The 25,874-nt window shown below is 70.6% G+C and carries 24 protein-coding genes and 1 tRNA gene; 17 read left to right on the forward strand and 8 right to left on the reverse strand.

Annotated features, from left to right (window positions below):
• The first annotated feature begins 49 nt into the window (after positions 1-49).
• The 4 genes from HHX30_RS22840 to serS all read left to right on the forward strand — a co-directional run bounded on the left by HHX30_RS22840 (position 50) and on the right by serS (position 4,194).
• Positions 50-1,303, forward strand: coding sequence for a glycosyltransferase 87 family protein (locus HHX30_RS22840; RefSeq protein ID WP_169984012.1), 1,254 nt, complete (start codon positions 50-52; stop codon positions 1,301-1,303).
• A 22-nt stretch (positions 1,304-1,325) separates the two neighbouring features.
• Positions 1,326-1,745, forward strand: a complete 420-nt coding sequence (locus HHX30_RS22845; RefSeq protein WP_169984013.1) for a DUF4446 family protein — start codon at positions 1,326-1,328, stop codon at positions 1,743-1,745.
• Positions 1,746-1,969: 224 nt separating this feature from the next.
• Positions 1,970-2,890, forward strand: a complete 921-nt coding sequence (gene pheA, locus HHX30_RS22850) for a prephenate dehydratase (protein ID WP_169984014.1) — start codon at positions 1,970-1,972, stop codon at positions 2,888-2,890.
• 38 nt (positions 2,891-2,928) lie between these two features.
• A complete protein-coding gene (gene serS, locus HHX30_RS22855) occupies positions 2,929-4,194 on the forward strand; it encodes a serine--tRNA ligase (protein WP_169984015.1) in 1,266 nt (421 codons plus the stop codon).
• 441 nt (positions 4,195-4,635) lie between these two features.
• Here the strand turns inward: serS and HHX30_RS22860 are convergent, their stop codons facing one another.
• Positions 4,636-4,839 carry a cold-shock protein gene (locus HHX30_RS22860; RefSeq protein ID WP_041952879.1) on the reverse strand — a complete coding sequence of 68 codons (204 nt, stop codon included), beginning with the start codon at positions 4,837-4,839 and terminating at the stop codon, positions 4,636-4,638.
• A 241-nt stretch (positions 4,840-5,080) separates the two neighbouring features.
• Between HHX30_RS22860 and HHX30_RS22865 the strand changes: the two genes are divergently transcribed.
• Positions 5,081-5,878, forward strand: coding sequence for an HAD family hydrolase (locus HHX30_RS22865; RefSeq protein WP_169984016.1), 798 nt, complete (start codon positions 5,081-5,083; stop codon positions 5,876-5,878).
• An 18-nt stretch (positions 5,879-5,896) separates the two neighbouring features.
• Here the strand turns inward: HHX30_RS22865 and HHX30_RS22870 are convergent, their stop codons facing one another.
• Positions 5,897-6,424 (reverse strand): bacterial proteasome activator family protein, encoded by a 528-nt coding sequence (locus HHX30_RS22870; protein ID WP_169984017.1) that lies wholly within the window; start codon positions 6,422-6,424, stop codon positions 5,897-5,899.
• Positions 6,425-6,549: 125 nt separating this feature from the next.
• Positions 6,550-7,512: an NAD(P)H-quinone oxidoreductase gene (locus HHX30_RS22875; RefSeq protein ID WP_169984018.1), complete on the reverse strand. Its 963-nt coding sequence runs from the start codon at positions 7,510-7,512 to the stop codon at positions 6,550-6,552.
• Between the two features lie 114 nt (positions 7,513-7,626).
• Between HHX30_RS22875 and HHX30_RS40825 the strand changes: the two genes are divergently transcribed.
• Positions 7,627-10,110, forward strand: a complete 2,484-nt coding sequence (locus HHX30_RS40825) for an AAA family ATPase (RefSeq protein WP_311922738.1) — start codon at positions 7,627-7,629, stop codon at positions 10,108-10,110.
• A 102-nt stretch (positions 10,111-10,212) separates the two neighbouring features.
• Positions 10,213-10,301, forward strand: a tRNA-Ser gene (locus HHX30_RS22890).
• A 333-nt stretch (positions 10,302-10,634) separates the two neighbouring features.
• Here HHX30_RS22890 and HHX30_RS22895 read toward each other — a convergent pair.
• Entirely contained in the window at positions 10,635-10,925 is a 291-nt protein-coding gene (locus HHX30_RS22895) for a YciI family protein (RefSeq protein ID WP_169984019.1), read from the reverse strand.
• Positions 10,926-11,288: 363 nt separating this feature from the next.
• Here HHX30_RS22895 and HHX30_RS22900 point away from each other — a divergent pair, with 363 nt between their 5' ends.
• The 3 genes from HHX30_RS22900 to HHX30_RS22910 all read left to right on the forward strand — a co-directional run bounded on the left by HHX30_RS22900 (position 11,289) and on the right by HHX30_RS22910 (position 14,650).
• Positions 11,289-12,863 carry an MDR family MFS transporter gene (locus tag HHX30_RS22900; protein WP_169984097.1) on the forward strand — a complete coding sequence of 525 codons (1,575 nt, stop codon included), beginning with the start codon at positions 11,289-11,291 and terminating at the stop codon, positions 12,861-12,863.
• A 113-nt stretch (positions 12,864-12,976) separates the two neighbouring features.
• Positions 12,977-13,645 (forward strand): HEAT repeat domain-containing protein, encoded by a 669-nt coding sequence (locus HHX30_RS22905; protein WP_169984020.1) that lies wholly within the window; start codon positions 12,977-12,979, stop codon positions 13,643-13,645.
• A 6-nt stretch (positions 13,646-13,651) separates the two neighbouring features.
• Entirely contained in the window at positions 13,652-14,650 is a 999-nt protein-coding gene (locus HHX30_RS22910; RefSeq protein ID WP_169984098.1) for a HEAT repeat domain-containing protein, read from the forward strand.
• Between the two features lie 131 nt (positions 14,651-14,781).
• Here the strand turns inward: HHX30_RS22910 and HHX30_RS22915 are convergent, their stop codons facing one another.
• Positions 14,782-15,930 (reverse strand): endo-1,4-beta-xylanase, encoded by a 1,149-nt coding sequence (locus HHX30_RS22915; protein ID WP_169984021.1) that lies wholly within the window; start codon positions 15,928-15,930, stop codon positions 14,782-14,784.
• Between the two features lie 49 nt (positions 15,931-15,979).
• A complete protein-coding gene (locus tag HHX30_RS22920; protein WP_311922741.1) occupies positions 15,980-16,687 on the reverse strand; it encodes a polysaccharide deacetylase family protein in 708 nt (235 codons plus the stop codon).
• A 354-nt stretch (positions 16,688-17,041) separates the two neighbouring features.
• Here HHX30_RS22920 and HHX30_RS22925 point away from each other — a divergent pair, with 354 nt between their 5' ends.
• From HHX30_RS22925 to HHX30_RS22950, 6 genes are all read left to right on the forward strand, one after another.
• Positions 17,042-17,659 carry a DedA family protein gene (locus HHX30_RS22925; protein WP_211592373.1) on the forward strand — a complete coding sequence of 206 codons (618 nt, stop codon included), beginning with the start codon at positions 17,042-17,044 and terminating at the stop codon, positions 17,657-17,659.
• Positions 17,643-18,728, forward strand: coding sequence for a sensor histidine kinase (locus HHX30_RS22930; protein WP_169984022.1), 1,086 nt, complete (start codon positions 17,643-17,645; stop codon positions 18,726-18,728). Before HHX30_RS22925 ends, HHX30_RS22930 begins: the two co-directional genes overlap by 17 nt.
• Entirely contained in the window at positions 18,719-19,363 is a 645-nt protein-coding gene (locus HHX30_RS22935) for a response regulator transcription factor (protein ID WP_169984023.1), read from the forward strand. The genes HHX30_RS22930 and HHX30_RS22935 overlap by 10 nt, the downstream gene beginning before the upstream one ends.
• 78 nt (positions 19,364-19,441) lie before the next feature.
• Positions 19,442-20,506, forward strand: coding sequence for a serine hydrolase (locus tag HHX30_RS22940; protein ID WP_169984024.1), 1,065 nt, complete (start codon positions 19,442-19,444; stop codon positions 20,504-20,506).
• Positions 20,507-20,728: 222 nt separating this feature from the next.
• Positions 20,729-22,636, forward strand: a complete 1,908-nt coding sequence (locus HHX30_RS22945; RefSeq protein ID WP_169984025.1) for a hypothetical protein — start codon at positions 20,729-20,731, stop codon at positions 22,634-22,636.
• Between the two features lie 127 nt (positions 22,637-22,763).
• Positions 22,764-23,498, forward strand: coding sequence for an alanyl-tRNA editing protein (locus HHX30_RS22950; RefSeq protein ID WP_169984026.1), 735 nt, complete (start codon positions 22,764-22,766; stop codon positions 23,496-23,498).
• A gap of 149 nt (positions 23,499-23,647) precedes the next feature.
• On the opposite strand, the gene HHX30_RS22955 is transcribed toward HHX30_RS22950, so the two are convergent.
• Complete coding sequence (locus HHX30_RS22955) at positions 23,648-24,262, reverse strand: GNAT family N-acetyltransferase (protein ID WP_169984027.1); 615 nt, start codon at positions 24,260-24,262, stop codon at positions 23,648-23,650.
• Positions 24,259-24,804, reverse strand: coding sequence for a DinB family protein (locus HHX30_RS22960; RefSeq protein ID WP_169984028.1), 546 nt, complete (start codon positions 24,802-24,804; stop codon positions 24,259-24,261). The genes HHX30_RS22955 and HHX30_RS22960 overlap by 4 nt, the downstream gene beginning before the upstream one ends.
• Positions 24,805-24,862: 58 nt before the next feature.
• On the opposite strand from HHX30_RS22960, the gene HHX30_RS22965 reads away from it, so the two are divergent.
• Entirely contained in the window at positions 24,863-25,819 is a 957-nt protein-coding gene (locus tag HHX30_RS22965) for a YafY family protein (protein WP_169984029.1), read from the forward strand.
• The last annotated feature ends 55 nt before the right edge of the window (positions 25,820-25,874 follow it).

The following is a 25,874-nucleotide window of genomic DNA, read 5'->3' on the forward strand; positions in this document are numbered from 1 at the left end:
ATGATCGACGACGGTGCGGCCGCGGTTCTCCACGGTAACCTGCCTAATCATGACGACTGGCCGGATCGCCAGGGCCCGCCGGCCCGCCTGGGCGTGGGCGCTCGCCCTCGTGGCGGTGGCCGCCGCGGCCGCGCCGCTCATCGCCTACTGGCTGACCAATCCGGAGGACCAGCGTCTGGTGGACCTGGACGTCTACCGTACGGGCGGCTGGGCGCTGCTGCGGGGCCTGCCCGTCTACGACGTGATCACGCCGGCTCCCCAGTTGCTGCCGTTCACCTACCCGCCGGTGGCCGCCATGCTGGCGGTGCCGCTCGCCCTGATGTCGTGGCCGGTCGCGCAGTGGGTGTGGACGGCCGCCATCGTCGCCGTCCTCGCCGTGACCGTCCGGCACGCCTTCCGGGCCTTCCTGGACGGCGTCCGCGGTGCCCTGGCCGCGCCGCTGCTGTTCGCCGTGCTGTGCGCCGCGTGCACGTATCTCATGCCGATCAGGGACCAGTTCAGGTTCGGCCAGGTGGATCTGTTCCTCCTGGCGTTGTGCCTGCTCGACTGCGTGGCGCGCAGGCCGTGGTGGCCACGGGGGATGCTGATCGGCCTCGCGACCGCCGTGAAGCTCACCCCCGGCGTGTTCCTCGTCTACCTCGCGATCACCGCGTTCCCGCCCCGGGAGGGCGGCACTGCAGAGCGCAGGGCCTTCCTCATGGCGGTGTTCACGGCGGCCCTGCTCACGCTGCTGCCGTTCCTGGTGATCTTCGACGACGCCCGGGACTTCTGGTTCGGGGCGCTGCTCGACTCCGAGCGGCTGGGCGCCAACGCCGCCACCACCAACCAGTCGCTGCGCGGCATGTTGCTCAGGCTCTACCTGCCTGACCGGCTGACCTCGGTCGTCTGGCTCGCCGCCGTCGCCGCGATCGGCTGGTACGGCTTCCGCCGCGCCCGCCGGGCACACCTGGACGGCGACATGACGACCGCGGTGGCGCTCATCGGGCTGATGGCGGTGCTGCTGTCGCCGGTGGCCTGGATCCACCACATCGCCTGGGTCGTGGTCGTGCTCGCGGCCCTCGCGGGGTCGGGGCGCGATCCGGTCCGGCTGCTGGTCGCGGCGGGCGTGTGGCTGTACTACGTGCTGCCCATCCCGTGGTGGGGAGTGGCGCTCAAGGCGCTGGAGATCCCCGTGCTCAGCCCGGTCGCGGGGAAGATCGTGCAGAACGCGTTCGGGCTCGGCGCGATCGGCCTGGTCTGGCTCCTCGGCTCCTGGTTGCCGCGACGGCGGGCCGCTGTCGCCGTTCCCGCTGCGGCGACTTGACCGACTCATTACGCTCGGTGCCGTGCTGGTTACCGTTGTGGAGATGGCCGGTGTCCTGGCGGGTGCGACCGGCGTGGCCGTCGGCCTGATCGCGCTGCGCGCCGCCCGCCGCAGTGTGCGGGAGTGCCTGGACGTCCTCGCCAGGCGGGCCGCCGTCGAGGGGCAGGTGGACAGCAGGGCGATCCGCGACGTCGCGTTGTACCGGTACGACGCGCTCGACGAGATGACCGGCCGGCTGTCGTTCTCGGTCGCGCTCATCAACGGCTTCGGCGACGGGATCGTGCTGTCGTCGATCAACGGACGCACCGAGACCCGCACGTACGCCCGTGCCGTACGCGGAGGGAAGGGAGTGCAGCCGCTGTCGCCGGAGGAGGAGCACGCCGTGTGGGCCGCCAGACTCGGCATCGGGCCCGAGGCCGAGCCGCACCGTGTCCCCCGCTGACGCGCCGTGTCCCCCGCTGACGCACCGCCTCCTCCGCTGACGCATCGCCTCCTCCGCTGAAGCACCGTGTCTCCCGCTGAGGCACCGGGTCTCCCGCTGACGCAGCGTGTCCCCGCTGACCAGCGCCGACGCGGGCCGTCCACAGGGCAAGCGGAATCGTACGGTTTTCCACAGGGGGCGTTTCCGCATGCTGGCCACACGAACCTGCGGATACCCTTGAGGACATGTCGAAGCTCGCGTACCTGGGGCCTCAGGGCACCTTCTGTGAGGCGGCCCTGCGACTCCTGGAGCCGGACGCCGAGCGCCTGCCCTGCGCCAACGTCGGAGCCGCGCTCGACGCCGCCCGCGACGGTGAGGCGGACGGCGCGGTCGTCCCGCTGGAGAACTCGGTGGAGGGGGCGATCACCCAGACCCTCGACGAGCTGGCCGGGGGCAGGCCGCTCCACATCACCGGCGAGTGGCTGCTTCCGGTCGAGTTCTCCCTGCTGGTGCGGCCCGGCACCGAGCTGGGGCAGATCAAGCGGGTCATCACCCACCCGGCGGCCCACACGCAGTGCCGTGGGTACATCGAGCGTGAGCTGCCCGGCGCCGTGGTGATCGCGGCGTCGTCGACGGCCGCCGCCGCCCAGGAGGTCGCCTCTCCCGAGTCTCCGTACGACGCGGCGATCAGCCCGGCCATCGCCGGGGAGTACTACGCGCTGGACGCGATCGCCTCGAACATCGGCGACCGCTCCGACACCGTCACCCGGTTCATCAAGGTGAACCGTCCGGGGCGGCTGTCCGAGCCCACCGGAGCCGACCGCACCTCGCTCGTGGCCTTCCTCCGCGACGACCACCCGGGCGCGCTGCTGGAGATGCTGAGCGAGTTCGCGGTCCGCGGGGTCAACCTGACCCGCATCGAGTCGCGTCCCACCGGGGACGGCATCGGCCGCTACTTCTTCCACTTCGATCTCGAGGGCCACATCGCCGACGCCCGCGTCGGGGAGGCCGTCGCCGGCCTGCACCGGCTCTGCGACGAGGTGCGCTTCCTCGGCAGCTATCCGCGCGCCGACCGGGTTCTCACGCAGATCAAGGAGGGTACGGCGGACGCGGCCTTCGCCGAGGCCGCCGACTGGCTCGCGAAGATCCGCGCCGGTCGCGCTTGACGGGCGGAAGCCACACCGGCTCCGGTAGCCTTTGAGCCGTGATTGACCTGCGAACCCTTCGTGAGGACCCTGACCGGCTCCGGGCGTCGCAGCGCGTCCGCGGCGAGGACGATTCGGTCGTGGAGACCCTGCTGTCGCTCGACGAGCGCCGCCGTGCCGCGCTCAACAACTTCGAGTCGCTGCGCGCCGAGCAGAAGAGCATCGGCAAGTCGGTGTCCCGCGCGTCCGGGGACGAGCGCCAGGCGCTGCTCGACCGTGCGAAGGAACTGGCCGCGCAGGTGAAGGCGGCCGAGGCCAAGGCCGAGGCGCTGGCGAGTGAGCTCGACCAGCTGCTCATCACCGTGCCGAACATCGTCGAGGAGGGCGCGCCCGCCGGCGGCGAGGACGACTACGTGGTGCTGGAGGAGGTCGGCGAGAAGCCGGTCTTCGACTTCGAGCCCCGCGACCACGTCGAGCTGGGCGAGCTGCTCGGCGCGATCGACACCGAGCGCGGGGCCAAGGTCTCCGGCGCCCGGTTCTTCTTCCTCAAGGGCGTCGGCGCGCGGCTCCAGCTCGGGCTGCTGAACATGGCGATCCAGCAGGCCGTCGAGGCCGGCTTCACGCCGATGATCACGCCCGTGCTGGTCAAGCCCGAGGCGATGGCCGGCACCGGCTTCCTCGGCGCCCACGCGAGCGAGGTCTACCGGCTGGAGGCCGACGACCTCTACCTGGTCGGCACCAGCGAGGTGCCGCTCGCGGCCTACCACTCCGACGAGATCCTCGACCGGGCGTCGCTGCCGCTGCGCTACGCCGGATGGTCGTCCTGCTTCCGCCGCGAGGCGGGGTCGTACGGCAAGGACACCCGGGGGATCATCCGGGTGCACCAGTTCGACAAGGTGGAGATGTTCTCCTACTGCCGTCCCGAGGACGCCCACGAGGAGCACCTGCGGCTCCTGGCCTGGGAGAAGGAGATGCTCGAGAAGGTCGAGGTCCCCTACCGCGTGATCGACGTGGCGGGCGGCGACCTCGGCTCGTCGGCGGCGCGCAAGTACGACTGCGAGGCCTGGGTGCCCACGCAGGGCCGCTACCGTGAGCTCACCTCCACCTCCAACTGCACCGACTTCCAGGCCCGTCGCCTGAAGGTGCGCTTCCGGGACGAGGACGGCAGGCCGCAGCACGTGGCCACCCTCAACGGCACGCTCGCGACCACCCGCTGGATCGTGGCGATCCTGGAGAACCACCAGCAGGCCGACGGCTCGGTGGTCGTGCCCAAGGCGCTGCGGCCGTACGTGGGGCTCGACGTCCTGGAGCCGCTGTCTCGTTAGCGGACCGCCCACGAGGGACCTCCGGCGTGGCGGGCGACCGCCAGGTCCGGAGGTCTTCGTGTCTCATCGTGAGAAAGTCCCGGCTGCTGGGATTCACGCGGGGCGCCGACCAGCCCTGGTGACGGAAAGTACGGCCGAAGGCCCCAGAGAGTGCGAAAGCCGCCCTTGGCGGTAGGGGCGTCAGGTGTGATGTAAATCTCTCAGTTCGGACGCGATTTGCGCGCGGAGAAGGCCGCGCGAGTGAAACTTTCACGCGCGAAGGCTTTCGGTTGTCCGGCCGGCATCGGCCCCTCCGCTCGCGGCCGGCCGGCCCCGGCTCTCCTCCGGTGCGACCTCGCGTCAGGCTCCGGGGCCCGGCGGTCCCGCTCCGCCCGGCATGGGCGCCCCCGGGCATGCGAAAGGCGGGGCTCGCCAGGCGAGCCCCGCCTTCGTCACGTCAGGTCAGAGGCCGCGGACGTTCGAAGCCTGCGGACCCTTCGGACCGGCGATGACCTCGAACTCGACCCGCTGGCCGTCCTCCAGGTTGCGGTAGCCGCTGCCCGTGATCGCGGAGAAGTGCACGAACACGTCGGGCTCGCCGCCGTCCGGTGCGATGAAGCCGAAGCCCTTCTCAGCGTTGAACCACTTGACGGTTCCCTGAGCCATTACTGCTCTCCCTAAGGAAGTGAATCTTGGGGACCACACCTCGTGGACCCCGGGTGTGTCGCACAGCTCCCCGGGTGGCTCATACAGTCAAACTGGTTTTCGCTACGGGAACAGCTAATACAACGCCTTCACATCTAACACTATGTAGCCCGTTGGTGTTCCACGTCTGGGGGAGATTTCTCGCCCGGGGGGGTGGCCGAGGACATGCCATGGCGTATCTCGGTGCACACTGGAACCTGTCATGACCTGCCCCCGCCTCGTCGCCACAGACCTCGACGGCACAGCTCTGCGCACCGACGGCACGATCTCTCCTCGTACGGCCGCCGCCTTCGCCCAGGTGGAGGAGGCGGGCGGCACCCTCGTCTTCGTCACCGGGCGGCCGCCCCGGTGGATGCACACCGTCGCGGGAGCCGTACGGCACCGCGGGCTCGCGATCTGCGCGAACGGCGCGCTCGTGTACGACCTCCACACCGAGGAGATCGTCGAGTCGCACCTGATCGCGGCCGACATCCTCGAGGAGTGCGTCGCCCGCCTGCGCCGGCATGTGCCGGATCTCACGTTCTCCGTCGAGTACGAGGGGGGCTTCGCGCACGAGGCCGACTACCCGCTGGGCGGGTGGGACGCCCGGGAGCTGTCCTTCGGCCGGGAGCTGGCGATCTCGGCGCTGACGGCCCGGCCGTGCGCCAAGCTGCTCGCGCAGCATCCCTCGATGGACCCCGACGAGTTGCACCGCGGGGTGGTGGAGATCGTCGGTGACATCGTGACCCCGACCCACTCCAGCGGGCGGGCGCTGATCGAGATGAGCGCGCACGGTGTGACGAAGGCCACGGCGCTGGCCACGCTGGCCGAGGAGCGGGGGATCAAGCCCGCGGAAGTGGTCGCGTTCGGCGACATGCCGAACGACCTGCCGATGCTGACCTGGGCCGGCATCTCGTACGCGGTGGCGAACGCCCACCCCGACGTGCTGGCCGCCGTCGATCACGTGACGGCGGCCAACAACGACGACGGTGTGGCGGTCGTGCTCGAGACCCTGTTCTGAGTCAGGGGTGCCGGGGGGCTAGAGGTAGGGGCCGCCCGCGCGGTGGCCCTGGTCGTCCTGAACGGCCTGGCCCATGCCGCCGGGGAGTGCGCGGCGCATCTGCTCCAGTTGCGCCCGGGCGGCCATCTGCTGGGCGAACAGCGTGGTCTGGATGCCGTGGAACAGGCCCTCCAGCCAGCCGACGAGCTGGGCGTGCGCGACCCTCAGCTCCGCGTCGCTGGGCGCGGTGTCGCTGTCGTCGGCGAACGGCAGGGACAACCGTTCCAGCTCCTCCACCAGTTCGGGCGCCAGGCCCTCCTCGAGCTCCTTTATGGAGCTCTGGTGGATGTCCTTGAGCCGCTTGCGGCTGGCCTCGTCGAGAGGAGCCGCCCGCACCTCCTCCAACAGCTGGCGGATCATGCTGCCGATCCGCATCACCTTGGCGGGCTGCTCCACCAGGTCGGCGACGGACCGCTCCTCGTGCTCGTCCTTACCGTTGCCGCCGGAGACCGAAAGGCCCTGCGGCCCCACGACCACGATCTGCGGCGTGCTCTCGTCTGCGTTCATCGATCGCTTACAACTCCTGATTCGCTCCGCTGGGGCACACCGTGCCAGGTCGTGCCTGCCGGACCATGGCCCTGCCGTGCGACGGGGCGGCGTCGTCAGGCACTCCCGACCCGATCCAACCTAACTCACCTGACCAGCAGGAGTTTGCCGACGTGTTCCCCTTCTTCGAGCGCCTGGTGGGCGCGGGCGGCCTGGTCGAGGGGGATCCGCTCGTGCACCACGGGCCGTACGGACCCGGCCGCGACCAGCGGCCAGACGTTGTCGACGACGCCGCGGCAGATCACGCCCTTGTCGTCGGCCGACCGGCTGCGCAGGGCGGTCGCGTGGACCGCCGCCCGCTTGGCGAGCAGCATGCCGAGGTCGAGCTCGCCCTTCGTGCCGCCCTGCATGCCGATGACGACCAGCCGTCCGCCGGTGGCGAGGGCGCGGAGGTTCCCCGGCAGATACTTCGCGCCGATGATGTCGAGGATGACGTCGGCCCGGCCCTCGAACCGCTCGGCGAAGTCCTCCTCGCGGTAGTTCACGGCTTCGTCCGCGCCCAGCTCGCGGCACCGCTCGATCTTCTCCGGCGAGCCCGCCGTCACGAGCACGCGGGAGCCGTACGCCTTGGCGAGCTGGATGGCCATGGTGCCGATGCCGCTCGCGCCGCCGTGGACGAGCAGGGTCTCGCCCTTCCTCAGGCGGGCGGTCATGAACACGTTCGACCACACCGTGCAGGCGACCTCGGGGAGACCGGCGGCCTCGTCCAGCGCGATCCCCTCCGGCACCGGCATCACCTGCTGCCAGGGGACCGCCACCCGCTCGGCGTACCCGCCGCCCGCGAGCAGGGCGCAGACCCGGTCGCCCGGCGCGAGGTGCGGGACGCTCTCACCGACCTCTATGATCACTCCGGAGCACTCCAGCCCGGGAATCTCGGAGGCGCCGGGCGGCGGCGGGTAGAAGCCGCGGCGCTGGAGCAGGTCCGCCCGATTGACGGCCGACGCGGCGACGTCGATGACCACCTCACCTGCGGCGGGACGCGGGTCGGGCACTTCCTGCCAGGCCAAAACCTCAGGTCCACCGGGTTCGGAAATCACTATCGCACGCATGTGACCTAAAGTAGCGTGGCGGAGAACTCGGCAGTTGCCCGTATTCACCGGGTTACGTGGCGCTAATCTGCAATGTGTTTGCTACCCCATTAGCCCAGCCCGAGGGGGTACACGGTGGCGAGACATGATCGTGAGGATCCCCATTCTCTCGAGGACCAGCTCGCGTGGCTCGACGCGATCAAGGAGATGCCCGACGAGGTGGAGATAGCGGTCAGCGCGGTCACCTCCGCCACCCTCGCCGCTCCACCGCCGCCGCCCGCCGACCCCGAGCCCGCGTCCCCGTACCCCGCCGACCCCTGGAGCCTCGTCCCGGCCGAGCCCGCCTCCGGAGGGCTGCTCCGCGGCGCCGCCGACAGCGCGACCGGCTCCGCGTACGGCGCCCTGTCGCGGGAGGACGCGGAGACCTTCGAGACCTCGGAGGCCGCCGAGGCGTCCGCCACCAGTCCTATCCGGGAGTCCACCTTCGGCGGCTATTCGGGCAGTTTTGGGTACGAAAGTGGCGAAAAGTCCGGATTTGGGGCTGTGTACGGCTCCGAATCGGGCTACGGCGAGACGGCCTTCGGTGACAGCGGTTTCCGTGACACCGGCCTAAGTGATTCGGGCTTCGGCGACACGGCCTTCGTGACCAGGCCCGAGCTCCCGTCCTCGGAGGAGAGCGAGGACGCGCCGGCCGCTTCGGACGAGTCCGGGGAGGGCTCCGCATTCGGCTCGGAGGCGTCCAGGCAGGGCACCGCCCTGGGTGAGCCACAGGAGGCGTCCGCCACGTCCACCGGGCCCGTCAGCGCTCCGTCGTTCGAAACCTCCTACGGCTCGGCGTCCGAGTCGTCCTACGAGCCGGGGTCCGAGTCGTCCTACGGACAGGCGCCGGATCGATCGGCCGGGTCGTCCTTCGCGACGTCATTCGGTCCGTCTTTCGACGCGAAACCGGAGCCCTCGGAGGCGACGGCGGAGTCGCCGAGCGGCGACCAGGAGTCGGACGACGACGGCCACCCCACTCCGCCGCCGGGCGGTTCCTCGTCCTTCACCACCCCCCTGTTCGGCGAACAGGGCTTCGGCGGCGGCGTCATCCCCGGTTCCCCCGCGGACACCGACTCCTACAACGTCAGGGCCTTCTCCGGCAGCGAGTCCGTCACGCCCTACGCCCTACCGGCCTCCGGCGAGCCGTCCTCGTCGCAGGAGCCTCTGCGGGGTTGGCTGGAGCCGGCCGTACCCGTGCCGCCCGCACAGCAGGAACGCGCCGCCGAGCCGGAGGAGCCTCCCGCGCGGCCCTTCGGCCCTGCGCGGGCCGAGACCGCGCCTGACTTCACGGACGGCCGTTTCACCGGCTCGCTGCGGGAGGACCTGGCCGCCGAGGAGCGGAAGCCGTACGAGCCTGGTCCTGTCGCGGCGCCCGCGCCTACGCCCGCGCCGCCACCCGCTCCTACGCCCGCGCCCGAGCGTGCACCTGAGCGTGCGCCGGCGCCGAGCCCCGCACCCGAGCAGGCGCCCTTGATGGAACGGGACGCGGTGGAACGGGACGCGGTGGCGGAGCGGGAGGCGTACCAGACCGCGCGCCGCCCGGCTCCTCCCGCCTCCGCCTTCAGCTCGCCGGCGCGTACGACAGGGTCGAAGGCGGCAGGGTCCAAGCCGACCGCCGACAGCCTCGACCCGGTCACCCTGCTGAGGGGGCGGAGGAACACTCCCGCGACGGGCTGGCGGCGGCTGGTCTACAAGGCGTCGGCCGGACTGATCAAGCCGGGCGAGGCCCCGGAGGTGCGGCGACGCCGTGAACTCGTGCAGCGCGCCCGCACGCCCGTCGCCACCGGCCACCACCGGGTCGCCGTGCTCAGCCTCAAGGGCGGCGTGGGCAAGACCACGACGACAGTCGGCCTCGGCGCCACGCTCGCGCAGGTGCGCGGCGACCGCGTCATCGCCGTCGACGCCAACCCCGACCGTGGAACGCTCTCCGACAAGGTCGAGCTGGAGACGGCGGCCACCGTACGCGACCTGCTGAACGAGCGCGCGCAGATCAAGCGGTACGTCGACATCCGGGCTTTCACGTCGCAGACGCCCTCGCGGCTGGAGATCCTGGCGTCGGACCGCGACCCGTCGGTGTCGGAGGCGTTCAGCGCCAAGGATTACCACGCGGTGGCGCAGGTGCTGGAGAACTTCTACTCCATCTGCATCACCGACTGCGGCACCGGTCTCCTGCACTCCGCCATGTCGGGCGTGCTCGGCATGGCCGACCAGATCGTGCTGGTCAGTTCGCCGTCCGTGGACGGCGCCCGCGCGGCCTCGGCCACGCTTGACTGGCTGGAGGCGCACCACTACGGCGACCTCGTCCGGGCCGCCACCGTGGTGCTGTGCAGCGTACGGCCCCGGTCGAAGTCCACAGTGGACCTCGACAAGCTGGAGGCTCACTTCGCCGCCCGCTGCCGCACCGTGGTCCGCGTGCCGTACGACCCCCACCTGGAGGAGGGGGCGGAGATCGACCTGGACCGTCTCCAGCAGACGACCCGGGACGCCTACCTCCGCCTGGCCGCCTCCGTGGGCGACGGCTTCGCCGGCCCGCAGGCGCTGTCCGAGCGCAGGTTCTCCGAGATTCCGGATCACCTGTAGGCGGCTGGGAAGGGCGAGATGATCTCTTTCGCGGTCGCGGTCACGTGCCCGCGAGTGAGAGGCTAGGCTGCTGCGTGGCGCCTCCAGCCGGTGAGGTGCCGGGGAGAGCTCGCCTAGTGGACGATGGCGGCGGTCTTGAAAACCGCTAGGCCGGGTGACCGGTCTCGTGGGTTCGAATCCCACGCTCTCCGCTCTGTGATGTCGCAAGACATCGGAAACCCTCGAACCTACGGGTTCGGGGGTTTCTTTGTGTACTGGGGTTGGTAGTCGCGGGTGGGGTCGATGATCAGCTCGCGGAGCAGCTCTCCGGTGGTGGCGTTGACCACGCGGACGTGGAGATCGTCGACGAGCAGGATGACGTGGGTTCGGGCGTGGGTTCGTCCGATGCCGATGTGGTGGAGCCGGCCGCCGATCCGCAGGGTGACGACGCCGGTGTGGTCGACGCGGTCGTGCCGGACGCGGGTGTGGGTGTCGCGGTTGCCGGTCGGCTGTGCCTTGGGCCGGTTGCTGTGGGCCGCGGCGGGTCAGGCCGCGATCTTCGCGGCCCACTCCAGTGCCGCCTCGCGGGACGGCAGCTCCAGAACCATGTAGCCGCCTTCAAGTTGCTGCGTCTGCGGGTATGTGCCTTCGGTCACGGTCCCATGCCCATCCACCATGACAGGCGGAACGCTTTCGTCGATGCCGCCGCCGAACACCCAGACGCCGGCGTCCTTCGCCTCCTGCACCACGGCGTGCGACGCATCCGAAACCGTCTGCAGATCCTCGTCGGGGATGACCATGGCGCGACTCGGGAACGAGATCAGGTACTTCGTCATCGCGTCGGCTCCTTCTTCGCGCTTCACGGATCGCACCCAACCTCGCCGACGCCACTCGGCGGCGCGCCGCCATGAGCCTGACCGCTTTCGGACACCTGGGTCGAAGCGATGATCGTCTCGGAAGGAGTCCGTGAGATGCCCGCCGCTGCCCGCACGGTGCGTGAGAAGGTCGTGGCCGCATTGCCGCAGGTAGTGCGTGTGCGATGGGAGCGGCGCAAGAGCGCGCTACAGCCTGTGGAGAAGGCACGGATACCCGGGAGATGGGGGGTCCGGGACATCCATGGGCGCAGCCGGGGTTCGGCGTCCGCCGGTGAAAACCGGGTGACATCTCGCGTCACTCGCCGGAATCCTGGGGTGCGGGCGATGAGTTTTGTCGGTGGCGGCTGTCAGGCTTGCCATGACCACGAACTCCTGTGGGGCCCGGGCTGGGATGCCAGCCATGACCAGGTAATTCCCCCTGACAACCCTGATCGAGGTGCCGTGTCCATCGCACAGCTTGATTCGCCTGCCGATTCCGCGGCCCCCGTCTCGGGCCGCACCCCGCCCGTGATCCGATTGCTGGTGCTCGCCACGTTCGTGGTCATCCTCAACGAGACGATCATGATCAATGCGATCCCACGGCTGATGGACGCGCTGCACATCACCGAGCAGACCGCGCAGTGGCTCTCGACCGCCTTCATGCTGACCATGGCCGCTGTCATCCCGATCACCGGATGGTTCCTGCAGCGGGTGTCCACCCGCAGCGCGTACGCCACCGCGATGGGGTTGTTCCTGTTCGGCACCGCCTTGGCCGCCGTCGCGCCGTCGTTCGAGGTGCTGCTGGGCGCACGCGTCATTCAGGCGTCCGGGACGGCCGTGATGATGCCGCTGCTGATGACGACCTTGATGCAGGTGGTGCCGGAGACAGAGCGCGGCCGTGTGATGGGCAATGTCTCCCTGGCCATCTCGGTCGCGCCCGCGATGGGCCCGACGGTCTCAGGCGTGATCCTCCAGTTCGGGTCCTGGCGGCTGCTGTTCGCCGTGGTGCTTCCCATCGCCGCGTTGATCACTTGGCGCGGCCTGAAGCAGCTCCAGAACGTCGGAGAGACCCAGGCCAGTGCGATCGACTGGCTGAGCGTGGTGACCGCCGCGGCCGGCTTCGGCGGCCTGGTCTACGGGCTCAGCCGGTTCGAGGGCGGTAACGTCCGCGTGGCCGTCGCGATCGTGGGAGTGGGCCTGGTCGCCATCGCCGTCTTCGTCGTCCGCCAGCTTTCGTTGCAGAAGCGCGGCGCGCCGCTGATGGACCTGCGTACCCTGCGCCACCGCACCTACACGATCGCGCTGGTTCTCATGTCGGTGGCCTTCATGGCGATGCTCGGTTCGATGATCCTGCTGCCGCTGTACCTGCAGAACGTCCGCGAGCTCAGCCCTCTGGAGACCGGCCTCCTCGTGATGCCGGGCGGCCTCGCGATGGGACTGCTCGGGCCGACCGTCGGCCGCCTGTTCGACCGGTTCGGTGGCCGGGTTCTGGTTGTTCCCGGCGCGATCGGCATCGCGCTCGCGCTCGCCGGCCTCACCCAGGTCACCATGACCATGCCGTACTGGCAGCTCCTGGGGCTGCACGCGCTGTTGATGGTGAGTCTGGCCGCGACCTTCACCCCGGTGTTCACCCTCGGGCTCGGCGCGGTTCCCCCGAAGCTCTACTCCCACGGCAGCTCGATCCTGAGCACCCTGCAGCAGGTCGCCGCGGCCTTCGGCACCGCGCTCGTGATCACCGTGATGAGCGCGCGAGCCGATGCTCTGAAAGCCGCGGGAGCCTCAGAGGTCCTGGCCAACCTCGACGGCATGCGGCTGGCCTTCGTCATCGGCGCGGTGCTGTCTGTGGCCGTGGTCGTCACCGCCCTGCTCCTGCCGGCGCGAGCGAACGGCGTTGTCGAGCTGGGGCCATCTGCGCATTGAAACAGGTGTCACGGCAGCACGCTCTGATCTCAGCCGGAGCCGCCTCGCGGTGTGGCTCCGCTTGACCTTGACACTGTGACAAGGTCTTCACTGGGGCCAAGGAGGTGGTCCCGATGGCCATGCCGAAAGAGGACACGAACACGACGCGAGCGCTCCGGGGGCTGGAGAACAGCAGCGCCTCGGTGCGGCTGCAGGCGGTGCTGGCGGTCGGGACGGCCCCAGACCCGCGGTTCGTCGACAAGCTCGTCGAACGATGCGCGGTCGAGCCCGACTTCTACGTGCGGGACATGCTCACCTGGGCGCTCACCCGCCACGCGTCATCGGTGACGGTCCCCAAGCTCATCGGCGAACTCCGTTCGGAGCGTGCGCAGGCACGGAGCCAGGCGTTGCACACGCTGTCCAAAATCGGGGATCGGCAGGCGTGGCCGGCGATCACGCGGGCGCTGCTGACCGACGCGGACGACGAGGTGGCGCGGACCGCCTGGCGGGCAGCGGTCGTCCTTGTGCCCGAAGGTGAAGAACCCGGGTTGGCCGGAGTGCTGGCGACGCAGCTCGGACGCGGCGAGCGTGAGACGCAGTTGAGCCTCAGCCGGGCGCTGATCGCGCTGGGCGAAGTGATCACGCCGGCTCTGCGTGCCGCGATGACGGATCCCGACCCGCGCGTACGTCAGCACGCGGTCGCCACCGAACGGCTGTCGCGCAACCCGGATGCCGGATTCGAGTTCGCGATAGAGGAGGCGAAGCGCATCGTGGCCCTCGGCACGACCGGCCAGGAGGGGTGACAGGTGGTGTTGATCGGTGACGTGGCACGACGGTCCGGGGTCAGCGCCCGCATGCTCAGGCACTACGAATCGCTCGGCCTGGTGCGGCCGACGGGTCGTAGCGAGGCCGGCTATCGGGAGTACTCCAGCGAGGACATCCGGCGCATCTTCCATATCGAGAGCCTGCGGTCGTTGGGGTTGTCGCTGCGGGAGATCGGGCGCGCGCTGGAGGATCCCGGCTTCACGCCCGCGGAGCTCGTCGAGGACCTCATCCGCCAGACGCGGGAACGCATCGCGCGTGAGACGGAGCTGCTCACGCGGCTGAGCCGGATCGGCGCCGCGGAACCCGCCGACTGGGAGGGCGTCCTCCGGGTCGTCGCGCTCCTCCAGGCCTTGGGGTCGGAGAGCGCGGGGAAGCGCCAGCGCGCGGCCCTGTCCTCGGCCGCGGAGGTGCCGGTGGACGCTCTGGTCGAGGCGGCGTTGAGCGAGACGGACCCTAACGTCGCCGGAGCCCTTCGATGGGCGCTGGCTCGATCGGGCGACGACGCGTTGGGACTGCTGGCGGAGGGGCTCGGCTCACCGGCGGCCGAGGTGCGCGAGCGCGCCGTCCGGTCCATCGCCGAGATTCCGGACGCCGCGGCGACCGCGCTGCTGCGGGACGCCCTCACGAGCTCCGACGTCGTGGTCCGCAGATGTGCGGCTCTGGCGCTCGGGGCCCGTGGAGTGGCCGACGCGGTCCCGGCGCTCATCGACATGATCGTCGAGGGGGCGAACGACACCGATGCGGCCGACGCACTGAGCGCGCTGGCGCGTGACGAGGCGCCGGCGGATCAGATCGCCACCGGGCTCGCCGATCGCCTCGCCCACGGCGCCGTCGGGCCGTCCGCCCGGCTACGGCTGACACAGGCGCTCGCGGACATCCCGGGACCCACGACGTCGCGTGCGCTCGCGGAGTTGTCACAGGACGAGGACCGTGCCGTCGCGCTCACCGCCACGTACATCCTCAAGCTCCGCGACGCGCGATGACGGAGAACGGCGCGCGATGACGGAGCCTTCCCATACGGCATAGCACGGCGCACGGGGCCGCCCTGCGGCGTGCGGCCCCGTGCGTGTCACGTACGGGGCCGCCCTGCGACCCCGTGCGTGCCGGGTACGGGTCAGTGGCGACGCGGAGCGCCCGCGGCGAGGGCGAGGTCCTGCTGGATCACGTAGTACTGCGACTTGGGCTTCAGGTCCGCGTCATACAGCAGGGCGGCACCCTCCTGCGGGTCGTCGAACCAGCCGGGGATCCAGGAGTACGTGTCGCCGAAGCCCCACGGGGTGAACGAGATGCACTCGCGGATTGCCAGGCAGGCCTTCAGCGCGCGGGACCAGTAGCTCTCCTGGGCGTACACGGCCAGCGGGTTGGTCGGGGTGTTCACGTTCGGCGCGGCCTCGGTGAACGTGCGGACGTCCACCTCGGTCTCGGCCACCTTCAGGCCGAGGTCCGCGAAGCGCTGCAGGTTGTTCTGCAGGTCCGGGAAGCCGTACTGCGTGTCCAGGTGGCCCTGGAAGCCGACGCCGTCGATGGGCACACGCTGGGCCTTCAGGGTCTTGACGAAGTCGTACACCGCGTTGCTCTTCGGCCCGGTGAACTCGAGGTTGTAGTCGTTGTAGAACAGCAGGGCCTTGGGGTCGGCCTGGCGCGCCCAGCGGAAGGCGTCGGCGATGTAGCCCAGGCCGCCCCACGCCTTGTACCAGATGGTCTCGCGGGGCTTCCCGTCGTCGTCGAACGCCTCGTTGACCACGTCCCACTGCCAGATGTCGCCCTTGAAGTGCTTCACCTGGTCCTGGATGTGCTTCTTGAGCAGGGCCTTCAGCTCGTCGTTGGACAGCGTGGTGGTGTAGCCGTCGGAGGAGAGCCAGGTGGGCAGCTGGCTGTGCCACACCAGCGTGTGGCCGCGGACCAGCTGCTTGTTCTTCTTCGCGAAGTCGACCAGCCGGTCGGCCGCCGCCCAGTCGTACGAGCCGCGGTTGGGCTCCACGAGCTGCCACTTCATCACGTTCTCGGCGGTGACGCTGGAGAACTGCTCGGCCGTGATCCGGGTGTACTCGGCGTTGCTGCCGAGCTCGTCCATGTTCACGGCGGTGCCGATGCGCAGACCGACCCGGTCGCCGAGGGCGCGCAGCGAGTCCGCCGGGTAGCGGGTGGGCTGGGAGTGGGCAGGGGCGGCGCCGGGTTCGGCCGAGGCCGAGCCGGTGAGAGCCGCCCCGCCCAGCAGGACCGTGGCGCTCACGAGGCCGATGGACAGTGCGGAACGAAGCACACGAACTCCTCGGGGTGAAAGTGGGGGGTTGATGGGTACTGCGGTCAGGTCAGCCCCGCCGGGCGGGCAGCGACAGGTGCCATCCCTCCGACCGGAGCGCGGGGACGACGGCGGCGACCGCGTCGACGGTCTGACTCCGGTCCCCGCCGCCGTCGTGCATGAGGACCACCGCGCCCGGCGTGATTCCCTCTCGCAGGCGGCGGATCAGTTCGGCGGTGCCCGGCGGATCCCAGTCCCCGATGGCGAGACGCCAGCCCAGCGCCTGCATGCCGAGATCGGCCGCGACGGTCGGCGTCTGCCCCCAACTGCCGTACGGGGCCCGGAAGTACGGGATGTGCGCTCCCGGCACCGCCGCGCGGATGGCGGCGCTCGTCTCCAGCAGGTCGGCGCGGATCTTCGTCGCCGGCCAGGCCGCCATGTCGTCGTGGTGCATGCCGTGGTTGCAGAGCGTGTGCCCGTCGGCGGCGATCAGCCGGACGACCTCCGGGTGCTGCCGTACGTGATCACCCCAGAGGCAGAAGACCGCCTTCACGTGGTGCTCGCGCAGCACGCCGAGCAGGCGCAGCGTGTCGGGAGGGTTCGGGCCGTCGTCGAAGGTGAAGCCGACCGACATCCCGCCGCCGCGGGTCGAGTCGACGACCATGGGAGTCGGGTTGTCCGCCAGGGCCGGATGCGTCATGCCCAGCACCAGACCTATCGCGGCCAGCGGGATCGCGAGAAGACGTGCCCGGCGTGGGCGCCGGCTTCGGTTGACCACGGTGACTCCATCTTCGAACGACGGGGGCGCCCGAAAGTTTCGGCGGTGTTACGAAAGTAATGCAGACCCTAGGAAGATGCTCGATGTACGTCAAGAGCCACAACCACCAGTCAATTCACAGAAGTCGCGACCTACAAGGCGCGGCCCCGGAGAGTCGATACGCCTCCTGCCTCGACGTACCCGGCGGATCCGCCGAAAAGTTTTCGGCTCCCGGGGTGCGGAGCTCGCTGAACGTTTCGTACGGCTGGAGCCGTCACCACCCCCCACGCGAACCCGGCCCTGTGGTTTTCCGCACCCCCGAACGGCCACGCACCTCATGGTCATCGTCGGTTGACCGTTTCTAGGCTCCCGGACATGACGGAATGGCTGATCGACCTCATGGAGACCCTCGGCGCGCCGGGCGCCGCGATCGCGATCGCGCTGGAGAACCTCTTCCCGCCCCTCCCCAGCGAGGTGATCCTGCCGCTGGCCGGTTTCACCGCCTCGCGGGGAGAGATGAACCTGGTCGCCGTCCTGTTGTGGACCACGGCCGGGTCGGTGGCCGGGGCGCTGGCGCTGTACTGGGTGGGCGCGCTGCTCGGCCGTGAGCGCACGCTGGCTCTGGCCGCGCGGATCCCGCTGCTCAAGGTCTCCGACGTCACCAAGACCGAGGCCTGGTTTCTCCGGCACGGGCGCAAGACGGTGTTCTTCGGCCGGATGATCCCGATCTTCCGCAGTCTGATCTCCGTCCCCGCCGGGGTGGAGCGCATGCCGCTGGGCGTTTTCACGCTCCTGACCACGGCCGGCAGCCTGCTCTGGAACACGGTCTTCGTGCTGGCCGGCTGGACACTGGGAGAGAACTGGTCGCTGGTGGAGACCTACGTCGGCATGGGCACCAACGTGGTCGTCGCCATGGTGGCGCTCGCCGTGCTGGTCTTCGTGGGCGTACGGCTGAGCGAGCGGCGCAAGGGGCGGCATGCACTGGACGGTTAGGGGGCTTCGGCTCGCCGGGGCGGTGACCGCCGGTGCGGTCACCGCCCTTGTGGGGTTGGTCTTCGTCCTGGTGGCGGCCCCGTTCGCCGGCTGCCCCGCCGTACGCGCCGCGGCCGCACGCCTGACCGGGCTGGAACTGCGGCGGCTGCGCCTGGACCTGCCGGGCCGCGACGCCGACGGCGAGCTCCGCTACCTGGCCGCGCGGGTGCCCGTCGGTCTCCTGGGCGGCCTCGTGGTGTTGCTGCTGGTGATCGGGGCCACGCTGGCGGTCAGGCTGATGTGGTCGTGGAGCCGTGGGGAGGCGATGGACGGCATGCTGCCCACTCCGCCGCTGCTGGCCTACGCCTTCCTCTCGGGCGTCGTCCTGCTCTTCCTGGATCTGTCCGGCCTGGTGGGGGTGGACGTGCTGGAGCGGCGGCTGGCCGTACGGCTTCTCGCTCCCGACCCGACCGAGGCGCTCCGGCGGCGGATCACCGAACTGACCGAGAGCCGCGCCGGGGTGGTCGCGGCGGTGGACGCCGAACGGCGGCGCATCGAGCGTGACCTCCACGACGGGGTGCAGCAGCGGCTGGTGGCGCTGTCCATGCTCGCGGGGCGCGCCCGCCGGGGCCGCCCCGAGCTGCTGGACCAGCTCCACGAGCAGGCCCGGCAGGCGCTGGTGGAGCTGCGCGAGGTGGCGTGGCGGGTCTACCCGTCGGGACTCGACGCGCACGGGCTGGCGGAGGCGCTGGCCGGGGTGGCCGAGCGGGCCGCGGTCACGGTCAGGGTGACCTGCGAGCTGCCGGAGCGGCCACCGGCACCGGTGGAGACGGCCGCCTACTTCGTGGCCAGCGAGGCCGTGACGAACGCCGCCAAGCACTCCCGGGCCACCCTGGTCGCCATCGAGGTCCGCCAGGAGGGCACCATGGTCGTCGTGCGAGTGCGGGACGACGGCATCGGCGGAGCCGACGCCACCGGCGGCGGGCTGACCGGGCTGGCTCGGCGGGTGGCGGCGCTGGACGGCCGGTTCGCCGTGACCAGCCCGCCCGGCGGGCCGACCGTGGTCGAAGCGGAGCTGCCGTGCGCGTGATGCTGGCCGAGGACTCCGCCCTGCTGCGCGAGGGCCTGGTGCGGCTGCTGCAGGAGGAGGGCCACGACGTCCTGGCCGCGGTGGGCGACGCCGGCGCGCTCCTGGAGGCGGTGGCCGGCGAGCGGCCCGAAGCCGTGGTGGTCGACGTACGGATGCCGCCCACCCACACCGACGAGGGCCTGCGCGCCGCCCTGGAGATCCGGCGGCGCTGGCCGGAGGTCAAGGTGCTGGTGCTGTCGCAGTACGTCGAGAAGAAGTACGCCACCGAGCTGATGGGCGGCAGCATCGACGGCGTCGGCTACCTGCTCAAGGACCGCGTGGCCGAGGTCGGCGACTTCCTGGACGCGCTGGACCGGGTGGGCACCGGTGGAACGGCCTTCGACCCTGAGGTGGTGCGGCAGCTGCTCGCGCGGACCAGCCACGCCGATCCGCTGGCGCGGCTCACCGCCCGTGAGCGCGAGGTGCTGGAGCTCATGGCCCAGGGCCTGACCAACGCCTCGATCGCCCAATCCCTGCACGTGTCGCAGAGCGCGGTGGAAAAGCACGTCAACGCCCTTTTCGACAAGCTCGCGCTGTCGCACATCACCGGATACAGCCGCCGGGTCCTGGCGGTGCTGCGCTACCTCGGTTCCTGACCCGCTGTGGTTTTCCGCAGGTGAAGCAGGCGGCGCACCTCATTCTGCCGCCGAATCGATCTCCCTACCGTTGATCACATGATGCAGACGATGATGAACGTGCTGGTGGCGGCGGTCGTCGCGGCGGGCGGGCAGGTCGTGGACGTACGCCCCGATCTGGAGAAGATCGTGACCGCCGGCGGGGCGACGGCCGCCCTGGCGCGGATCTCCGACGGCGGCCGCGCCCGGTCGTACGCCGTGGGAGTACGCGACGTCGAGCGCGGGGGACGGCCGTCGCCGAACGGCTACTTCCGGATCGGCAGTGTCACCAAGACCTTCGTCGCGACCGTGGTGCTCCAGCTCGTGGACGAGGGCGAGGTTCGGCTCGACGATCCCGTCGAGAGGCACCTGCCCGGCCTGGTGCCGGGCGGCGAGAAGATCACGGTGCGCGCGCTCCTCAACCACACCAGCCACCTGTACGACTACATGAGCGAGCCGGGGTACTCGACCAACCGCTGGCGCGGGGACGCCCGGTTCCGCTCCTACCGGCCGCGCGAGCTGCTCAAGGTGGCCTTCGCCGGGAAACTCCCCGACGACGGGAAGTGGCACTACTCCAACACCAACTACGTGGTGCTCGGGCTGCTGGTGGAGAAGCTGACCGGCAACCCGTACGGCGAGGAGGTCCGTCGCCGCATCCTGCGCCCGCTGGGGCTGCGCCACACGGTGGTGCCGGGCGACCGGGCGGGGCTGCCGTCACCGCACGCCAAGGGGTACGAGCCGCTGCCCGGGCTGGTGGACGCGACGCGGATGAATCCCTCGCTCGACTGGGCCGCGGGGGAAATGATCTCGACCGCGGCCGACCTGGAGCGGTTCATGTCGGCCCTGCTGGGCGGCGAGCTGATCAGCACGGCGTCCCTGCGGGCGATGCGGACGACGGTGGAGACGGGGGCCGGGTTCGGCTACGGGCTCGGGTTGCAGGCCTACGCGCTGCCGTGCGGCACGGTGTGGGGACACAGCGGAGAGCTGATCGGCTACCTGACCTTCGCGTTCCGCTCGGACTCGGGTAGATCGATGACGTTGTCGATCAACCCCTCGGTCCGCAACCCGTCCACCGCGGAGGTCATGGGGATCGCCGTCAGGGTGTTCTGCGGGCCGGCGGCTTAGCCGAGGCCTTTTCCTTATTGCTCGACGGCAGGGCGCGCGTGTCTTTTCGTGCGGGTGATTCCGGCTGGTCCGTATCGAATAACCGGTTGACGCAAGATAAAGCCTCATGTCTTGATCAAATGGTTTCTCGTACTGATCTTGCTTATTGCTGGAGGAATCATGCCGTCGGTGCGACGTTCCGGCCGCGCTCCGTCATCGCCCAAACCCAGGCTGTCTCGATTGATGCGGCGAATTCTCGCCGTCGGCGCCGTTTCGGTCATGGCGGCGGGCCTGATCGCGCCGCAGACGCCCGCGGCCGCGGCAGCCGACGACACGACCGATCTCGGCGTTTCCCTCGCACTCTGGAGGAAGGGGGGTGATGTGGCGGCGGGCAGGGACAAGGTTTTCGTCTCCGCCATAGACCGCATCGTCGTCGCGGACGCCCAGGGCTCCGTCATCGGCACGATCCCCGGCATCCCCGGCGTGCAGGAACTCGCCCTGGCGGCCGACGGCGCCCGCCTTTACGCGGCGGTCGAAAGCGCGAACCAGGTGATGGAGATCGACACCACATCTCTGTCTGTCATCCGGCGAATCGACATGACCGCGTATCCGTGCCCGTCGGCCCTGTCTCTGTCGGGCGACCGTCTTCACGTCGGTTACGGGTGCAGCACGAATACGGGCGGTGTCGTGAGCGTCGACGTGTCGGCGGGCGACCCGGAGTTCACCCAGATCATGACGGGGTTGTACAAGGCTCCGCTGCTGGCCGCGGCGGGACGGACTCTCGTGGTCGCCGAAAAGGGCCTCTCGCCGGGCATCCTCTGGGTCTATGACGTGTCCGGCGCCACCGCCACCCGCCGCGGCGTCATCCGCAGCGGCGCACCGGACCTCGCCATCACCCCGGATGGCGCCACGGTGTTCACGGGACTGGACAGCTGGGACACGGCCACGATGGCCCACGTAAGCCGATACGGCGAGGACCGCGTCCCGCAGGCGGTCGCGCTCAGTCCGGACGGTGCGCTTCTGGTGCGCGGACAGATGCGAGGGATCCCCGTCGAGGCGTTCGACATCGGTACGGGAGAATCCCGGTTCGCCCACGAGAATCGGAACGACGAGGTGGTCCCGGGAGGCATCGCCATCCTCGGCAGCACGGTCTTCGCGCTGCGCAGAGACCCGTCCTACCGGCTCTACCTGTGGCGGCTGCCCGACGTGACGCTCCCCGCGTCCTCGCTCACTTTCACGGCTCCGTCCTGGGCGACCGTGCTCGATCCGCTCACACTGACCGGCCGCCTCACCCTGACGGACGGCTCGGCGCCCGGTGCCCAGCCTCTGGAGGTCACCCGCCACGCGTACGACGGAACCGCGGAGTCCCTTCCCGTGGTGACGACCGCCGAGGACGGCACGTTCACCGTCACCGACATCCCGAAGGCCGTCGGCTGGTTCACGTACGACGTCGCCTGGGACGGCGACTCGGCCTACCGGTGGAGCAGAGCCTGGTGGTGGGCGGGAACCGTCGTGGAAAAGCGCCTGCCCTCATTCACCCTGTCGCGTCCGTCCACGCCGCCGACCGCGCTCGAACCGCTCACGATGACCGGCCGGCTCACCCTGGTCCCCGGATCGGCTCCGGCCACGCAACGGCTCACGGTGACCCGCAAGTTTCCCGGTGACGTCATCGGCGAGCCCCTCGCGGAAGTGACCACGGCCGAAGACGGCACGTTCACCGTCACCGACACCCCGCCCGTCGGCGGGACCGTCAGCTACGAGGTGAACTGGCCTGGGAACGACATCTACGACAGGCGTACGGTCCGGCATGCCCTGAAAGTCGCCATGCGCCGGACGACCCTCACCGTGTCGGGTCCCGAGGAGACGATCGCCGGCAGCCGGATCGAGTTCAGCGGCGAACTGGACGGCGACGGGCGGCTTCCGTCACCGAACGCCGTGCTCACGGTGCGCCGCACCGTCGTCGGCTTGACCGGCACCACGACCACGACACTGCCGGACGTGACGGTGTCCGAGGACGGGTCGTTCGGCTTCACGGATACGCCCACCGAGGCCGGCGCGTACACCTACAGCCTCAAGTGGGCCGGCGACGCGACGTTCTCGGCCGTGCAGGGTACGCACGTGGTCACGGTCGAGGGTGGCCCGGCCGAGTAACGGAGCCCTCCAGTGGAGGCACCGGTGAGTGCGGGTGACCGGCTCGCCACCCGAGGCCGACGCCGGGCGAGCGGCCCGCGCCCGCGTCGGCCTCGGTGCCCTATGGGACGTGACTAGACTCGGTCGGGTGACGTTCGATCTCCATGGGCGGACGCGGCGGCTGGAGCTGACCGATCAGGACCTGCGGGCCTTCGAGGCGGTCGTGCTGGAGGCCACGCCGGACGGAATCGTCCTGGACCGCTCGGCCTTCTACCCGGGTGGCGGCGGACAGCCGCCGGACCGGGGCGTGCTGCTGTGGCAGGGCGTCGAGACCCGCATCGAAGGCGTCCGCAAGGGCGACGACCTCTATCTCATGCCCGCGCCGGACGACCCGATCCCGCCCGCCGGCACGGTCGTACGGGCGGCGGTCGCCGACGAGCGGCGCACGGCCCTGATGCGCACGCACTCCGGACTGCACGTGCTGTGCGGCGTCGTGTTCCGTGACTACGGGGCCCTGGTCACGGGCGGGAACATGGAGCCGATGACCGCGCGGATGGACTTCAACCTCCCCGAGGTGCCGCCCGGCTTCAAGGAGGCGGTCGAGGACGCCTGCAACGCCGAGATCGCCGCCGACCGCCGGATCGACGTACGGGTGCTGCCGCGCGCGGAGGCCTTCGCGATCCCGGACATCATCCGCACCGCGACGAACCTCGTGCCGGAGCACATCCCCGAGGTGCGGATCGTGGACATCGCCGGGCTGGACACCCAGGCCGACGGGGGCACGCACGTCGCCTCGACCAGGCAGATCGGCAGGATCAAGGTCGCCAAGATCGAGAGCAAGGGACGCGGCTTCCGCCGCCTCCGCATCGCGATCTCCGACTAGACCGCGTCCCGGACGGCGTCGTGTTCCCGTGGGGAGGCGTGCCCACGGCCGACCCCGTGACCCGGCTGTGCGCCATGGCCGGGCGCGATCTCACCCGGGCCGAGTGGGACCTCTATCTCGGTGATCGGCCGCGCGAACCGATCTGCTGATCAGAAGTCGATCCGCACGACGGCTCGCCTGAGCGTCGGCCTGCTCACCTCGGTGAACCCCGCGTCCAGGAAGACGTCACGGCTGCCGACGTGGAGCTCGCCCCAGGTGATCTCGGCGCCCGGCCGCGTGATCATCGGATATGCCTCCAAGGCCCGGGCTCCCCGCGTCCGGGCGAAGTCGATCGTGGCGCGTGCGAGCGCGTACGTCACCCCGCGCCGGCGGAAGCCCCTGCGGGTGACGAAGCAGGTCACGGCCCAGACGCTGTCGTCGGTCTCGTCCTCCTGCCGCCCGGTCCAGGGCACGCGGGTGCGGGTCAGCTGGGGATAGGCCGTCCGGGGCTCGACCGCGCACCACCCCACCGGCTCATCGCCGAGGTAGGCGACGAGACCGCTGGTCGAGCGGGCTGCGGGCGTTCCACAGCCGGTCTGCTCGCGCAGGCGCGCGGCGCGTTCCGCGGCGAAGACCGCGCCCCACTGGTACGTGAAGATCTTGTAGCGCTGGCAATGGCAGTCGATCGTGCCGAGGATCGCCCGCAGGTCGTCCCACGACGCCTGGTTGGCGGGGACGACGACGAGCTGGTCGACGGGGATCGGCTCCGTGATGTCCTGCCTCATTCCGCCGGCTGGTCCTCTCCGACCAGGCCGTCGACGGACTCGCGGATGAGGTCGGCGTGCCCGATGTGGCGGGCGTACTCCTCGATCATGTCGATCAGCAGGCGGCGAAGGCTGGGCGACTCGCCACGTGAGTTGGTGTGGGCCGCGAGTCGTCCGAGGCCGCCCTCGGCCAGCGCCTGCCGTACGCCGGCCCGGGAGCGGGCCACCGCGTCCTGCCACAACGTCGTCAACTGCTCGGGAGTGTCGTCGGCGGCCGTACGCCACTCCCAGTCGGGGTCGGTGTCGAAGTCCACCGTGTCCCACGGCGGCGACGGCGGCCGCCCGAACAGCTTCCGGGAGAACATGTCGTCCTCCACCAGGGCCAGGTGCTTGAGCAGCCCTCCCAGGGTGATGGACGACGCGGCGGCGGTCGCCCGCAGGCCTGCCGCGTCGAGCCCGCCGCACTTCCACGCGAATGTCCGGCGCTGGCGTTCCAGCGACCCGAGGAGCGTGTCGATCTCGTCGCCCGCGACCGGCGGCTCACGAAGGATGTTTTCGGCCATGGCGGACAGGCTACGGTCATTTCCGGACGATCCCCTTCCGGAATCCACGGGTTGCCGAATGAAACGAGACGAGAGCCCCACCGCCCGGGCCCTCCTGCTCCTCGAACTGATCCAGAACAGTCCCGGCATCACCGCGGAACGGCTGGCCGACCGGCTCGGTGTCTCCGAGCGGGCGGCCCGGCGTTACGTCGGCATCCTGCGCGAGGCCGGCATCCCGATCGAGTCCGTCCGCGGCCCCTATGGGGGATACCGCGTCGGCCGGGGGCACCGGCTGCCTCCCCTGATGTTCACGCCGGCCGAGGCGCTCGGGCTGGTGATGGCCGTGCTGGACGGCCATCACGACGACGCGGCGGATCCGGCCGATCCCGTGGGCGTCGCGCTCGGCAAGATCCTGCGGGTGCTTCCCGAGGCGGTGGCGGAGCCGGCCGCGGTGGTGCGGAGCCTGAGCGCGAGACACCCCGAGCCCGGGGCCAGGACGCCCGACCCCGAGACCACCGCCGTCCTCGCCCAGGCCTGCGCCGCGCGTCACCGGCTGCGGCTCGGATATCGCATCCGCCCCGGAGACGAGCGGATCATGGAGGTCGATCCGTGGGCCGTCGTCGTGCGTCGCGGCCGGTGGTATCTCCTGTGCTGGTCGCACACCAGGAACGCCCGCCGGGTGCTGCGGGTGGACAAGGTGGCGGACGTCGAGGTCCTCGACGTTCCGGCCGTCCCTCCGGCCGATCTCGATCCGGCGGAGATGCTGGAAGACCACCTGTCGGCGGGCTGGCGGCACGAGGTGGATGTCGTCGTGGACGCACCCGCCGAGGCCGTGGCCGAGTGGATCCCGCGCAGCCTGGGCCGCCGCGAGCCGATCGACGCGACCACCACGCGCCTGGTGGGCGGCACGGACGAGCCGGACTGGTACGTCCGGCAGCTCACGGCGATCCGGGCGCCTTTCCGCATCGTCGGCTCACGCGAACTGCGGGAGGCCGCCGAAGCCCTGGGACGGCGCCTCCTCCGGGCCGGGTCCTGAAACGCCGGGTCCTGGGAAGCGCGGTCCTGGGAAGCGCGGTCCTGGGAAGCGCGGT

This window comes from Microbispora sp. H10836 (genome assembly GCF_012999525.1).
Taxonomy (GTDB): Bacteria; Actinomycetota; Actinomycetes; order Streptosporangiales; family Streptosporangiaceae; genus Microbispora.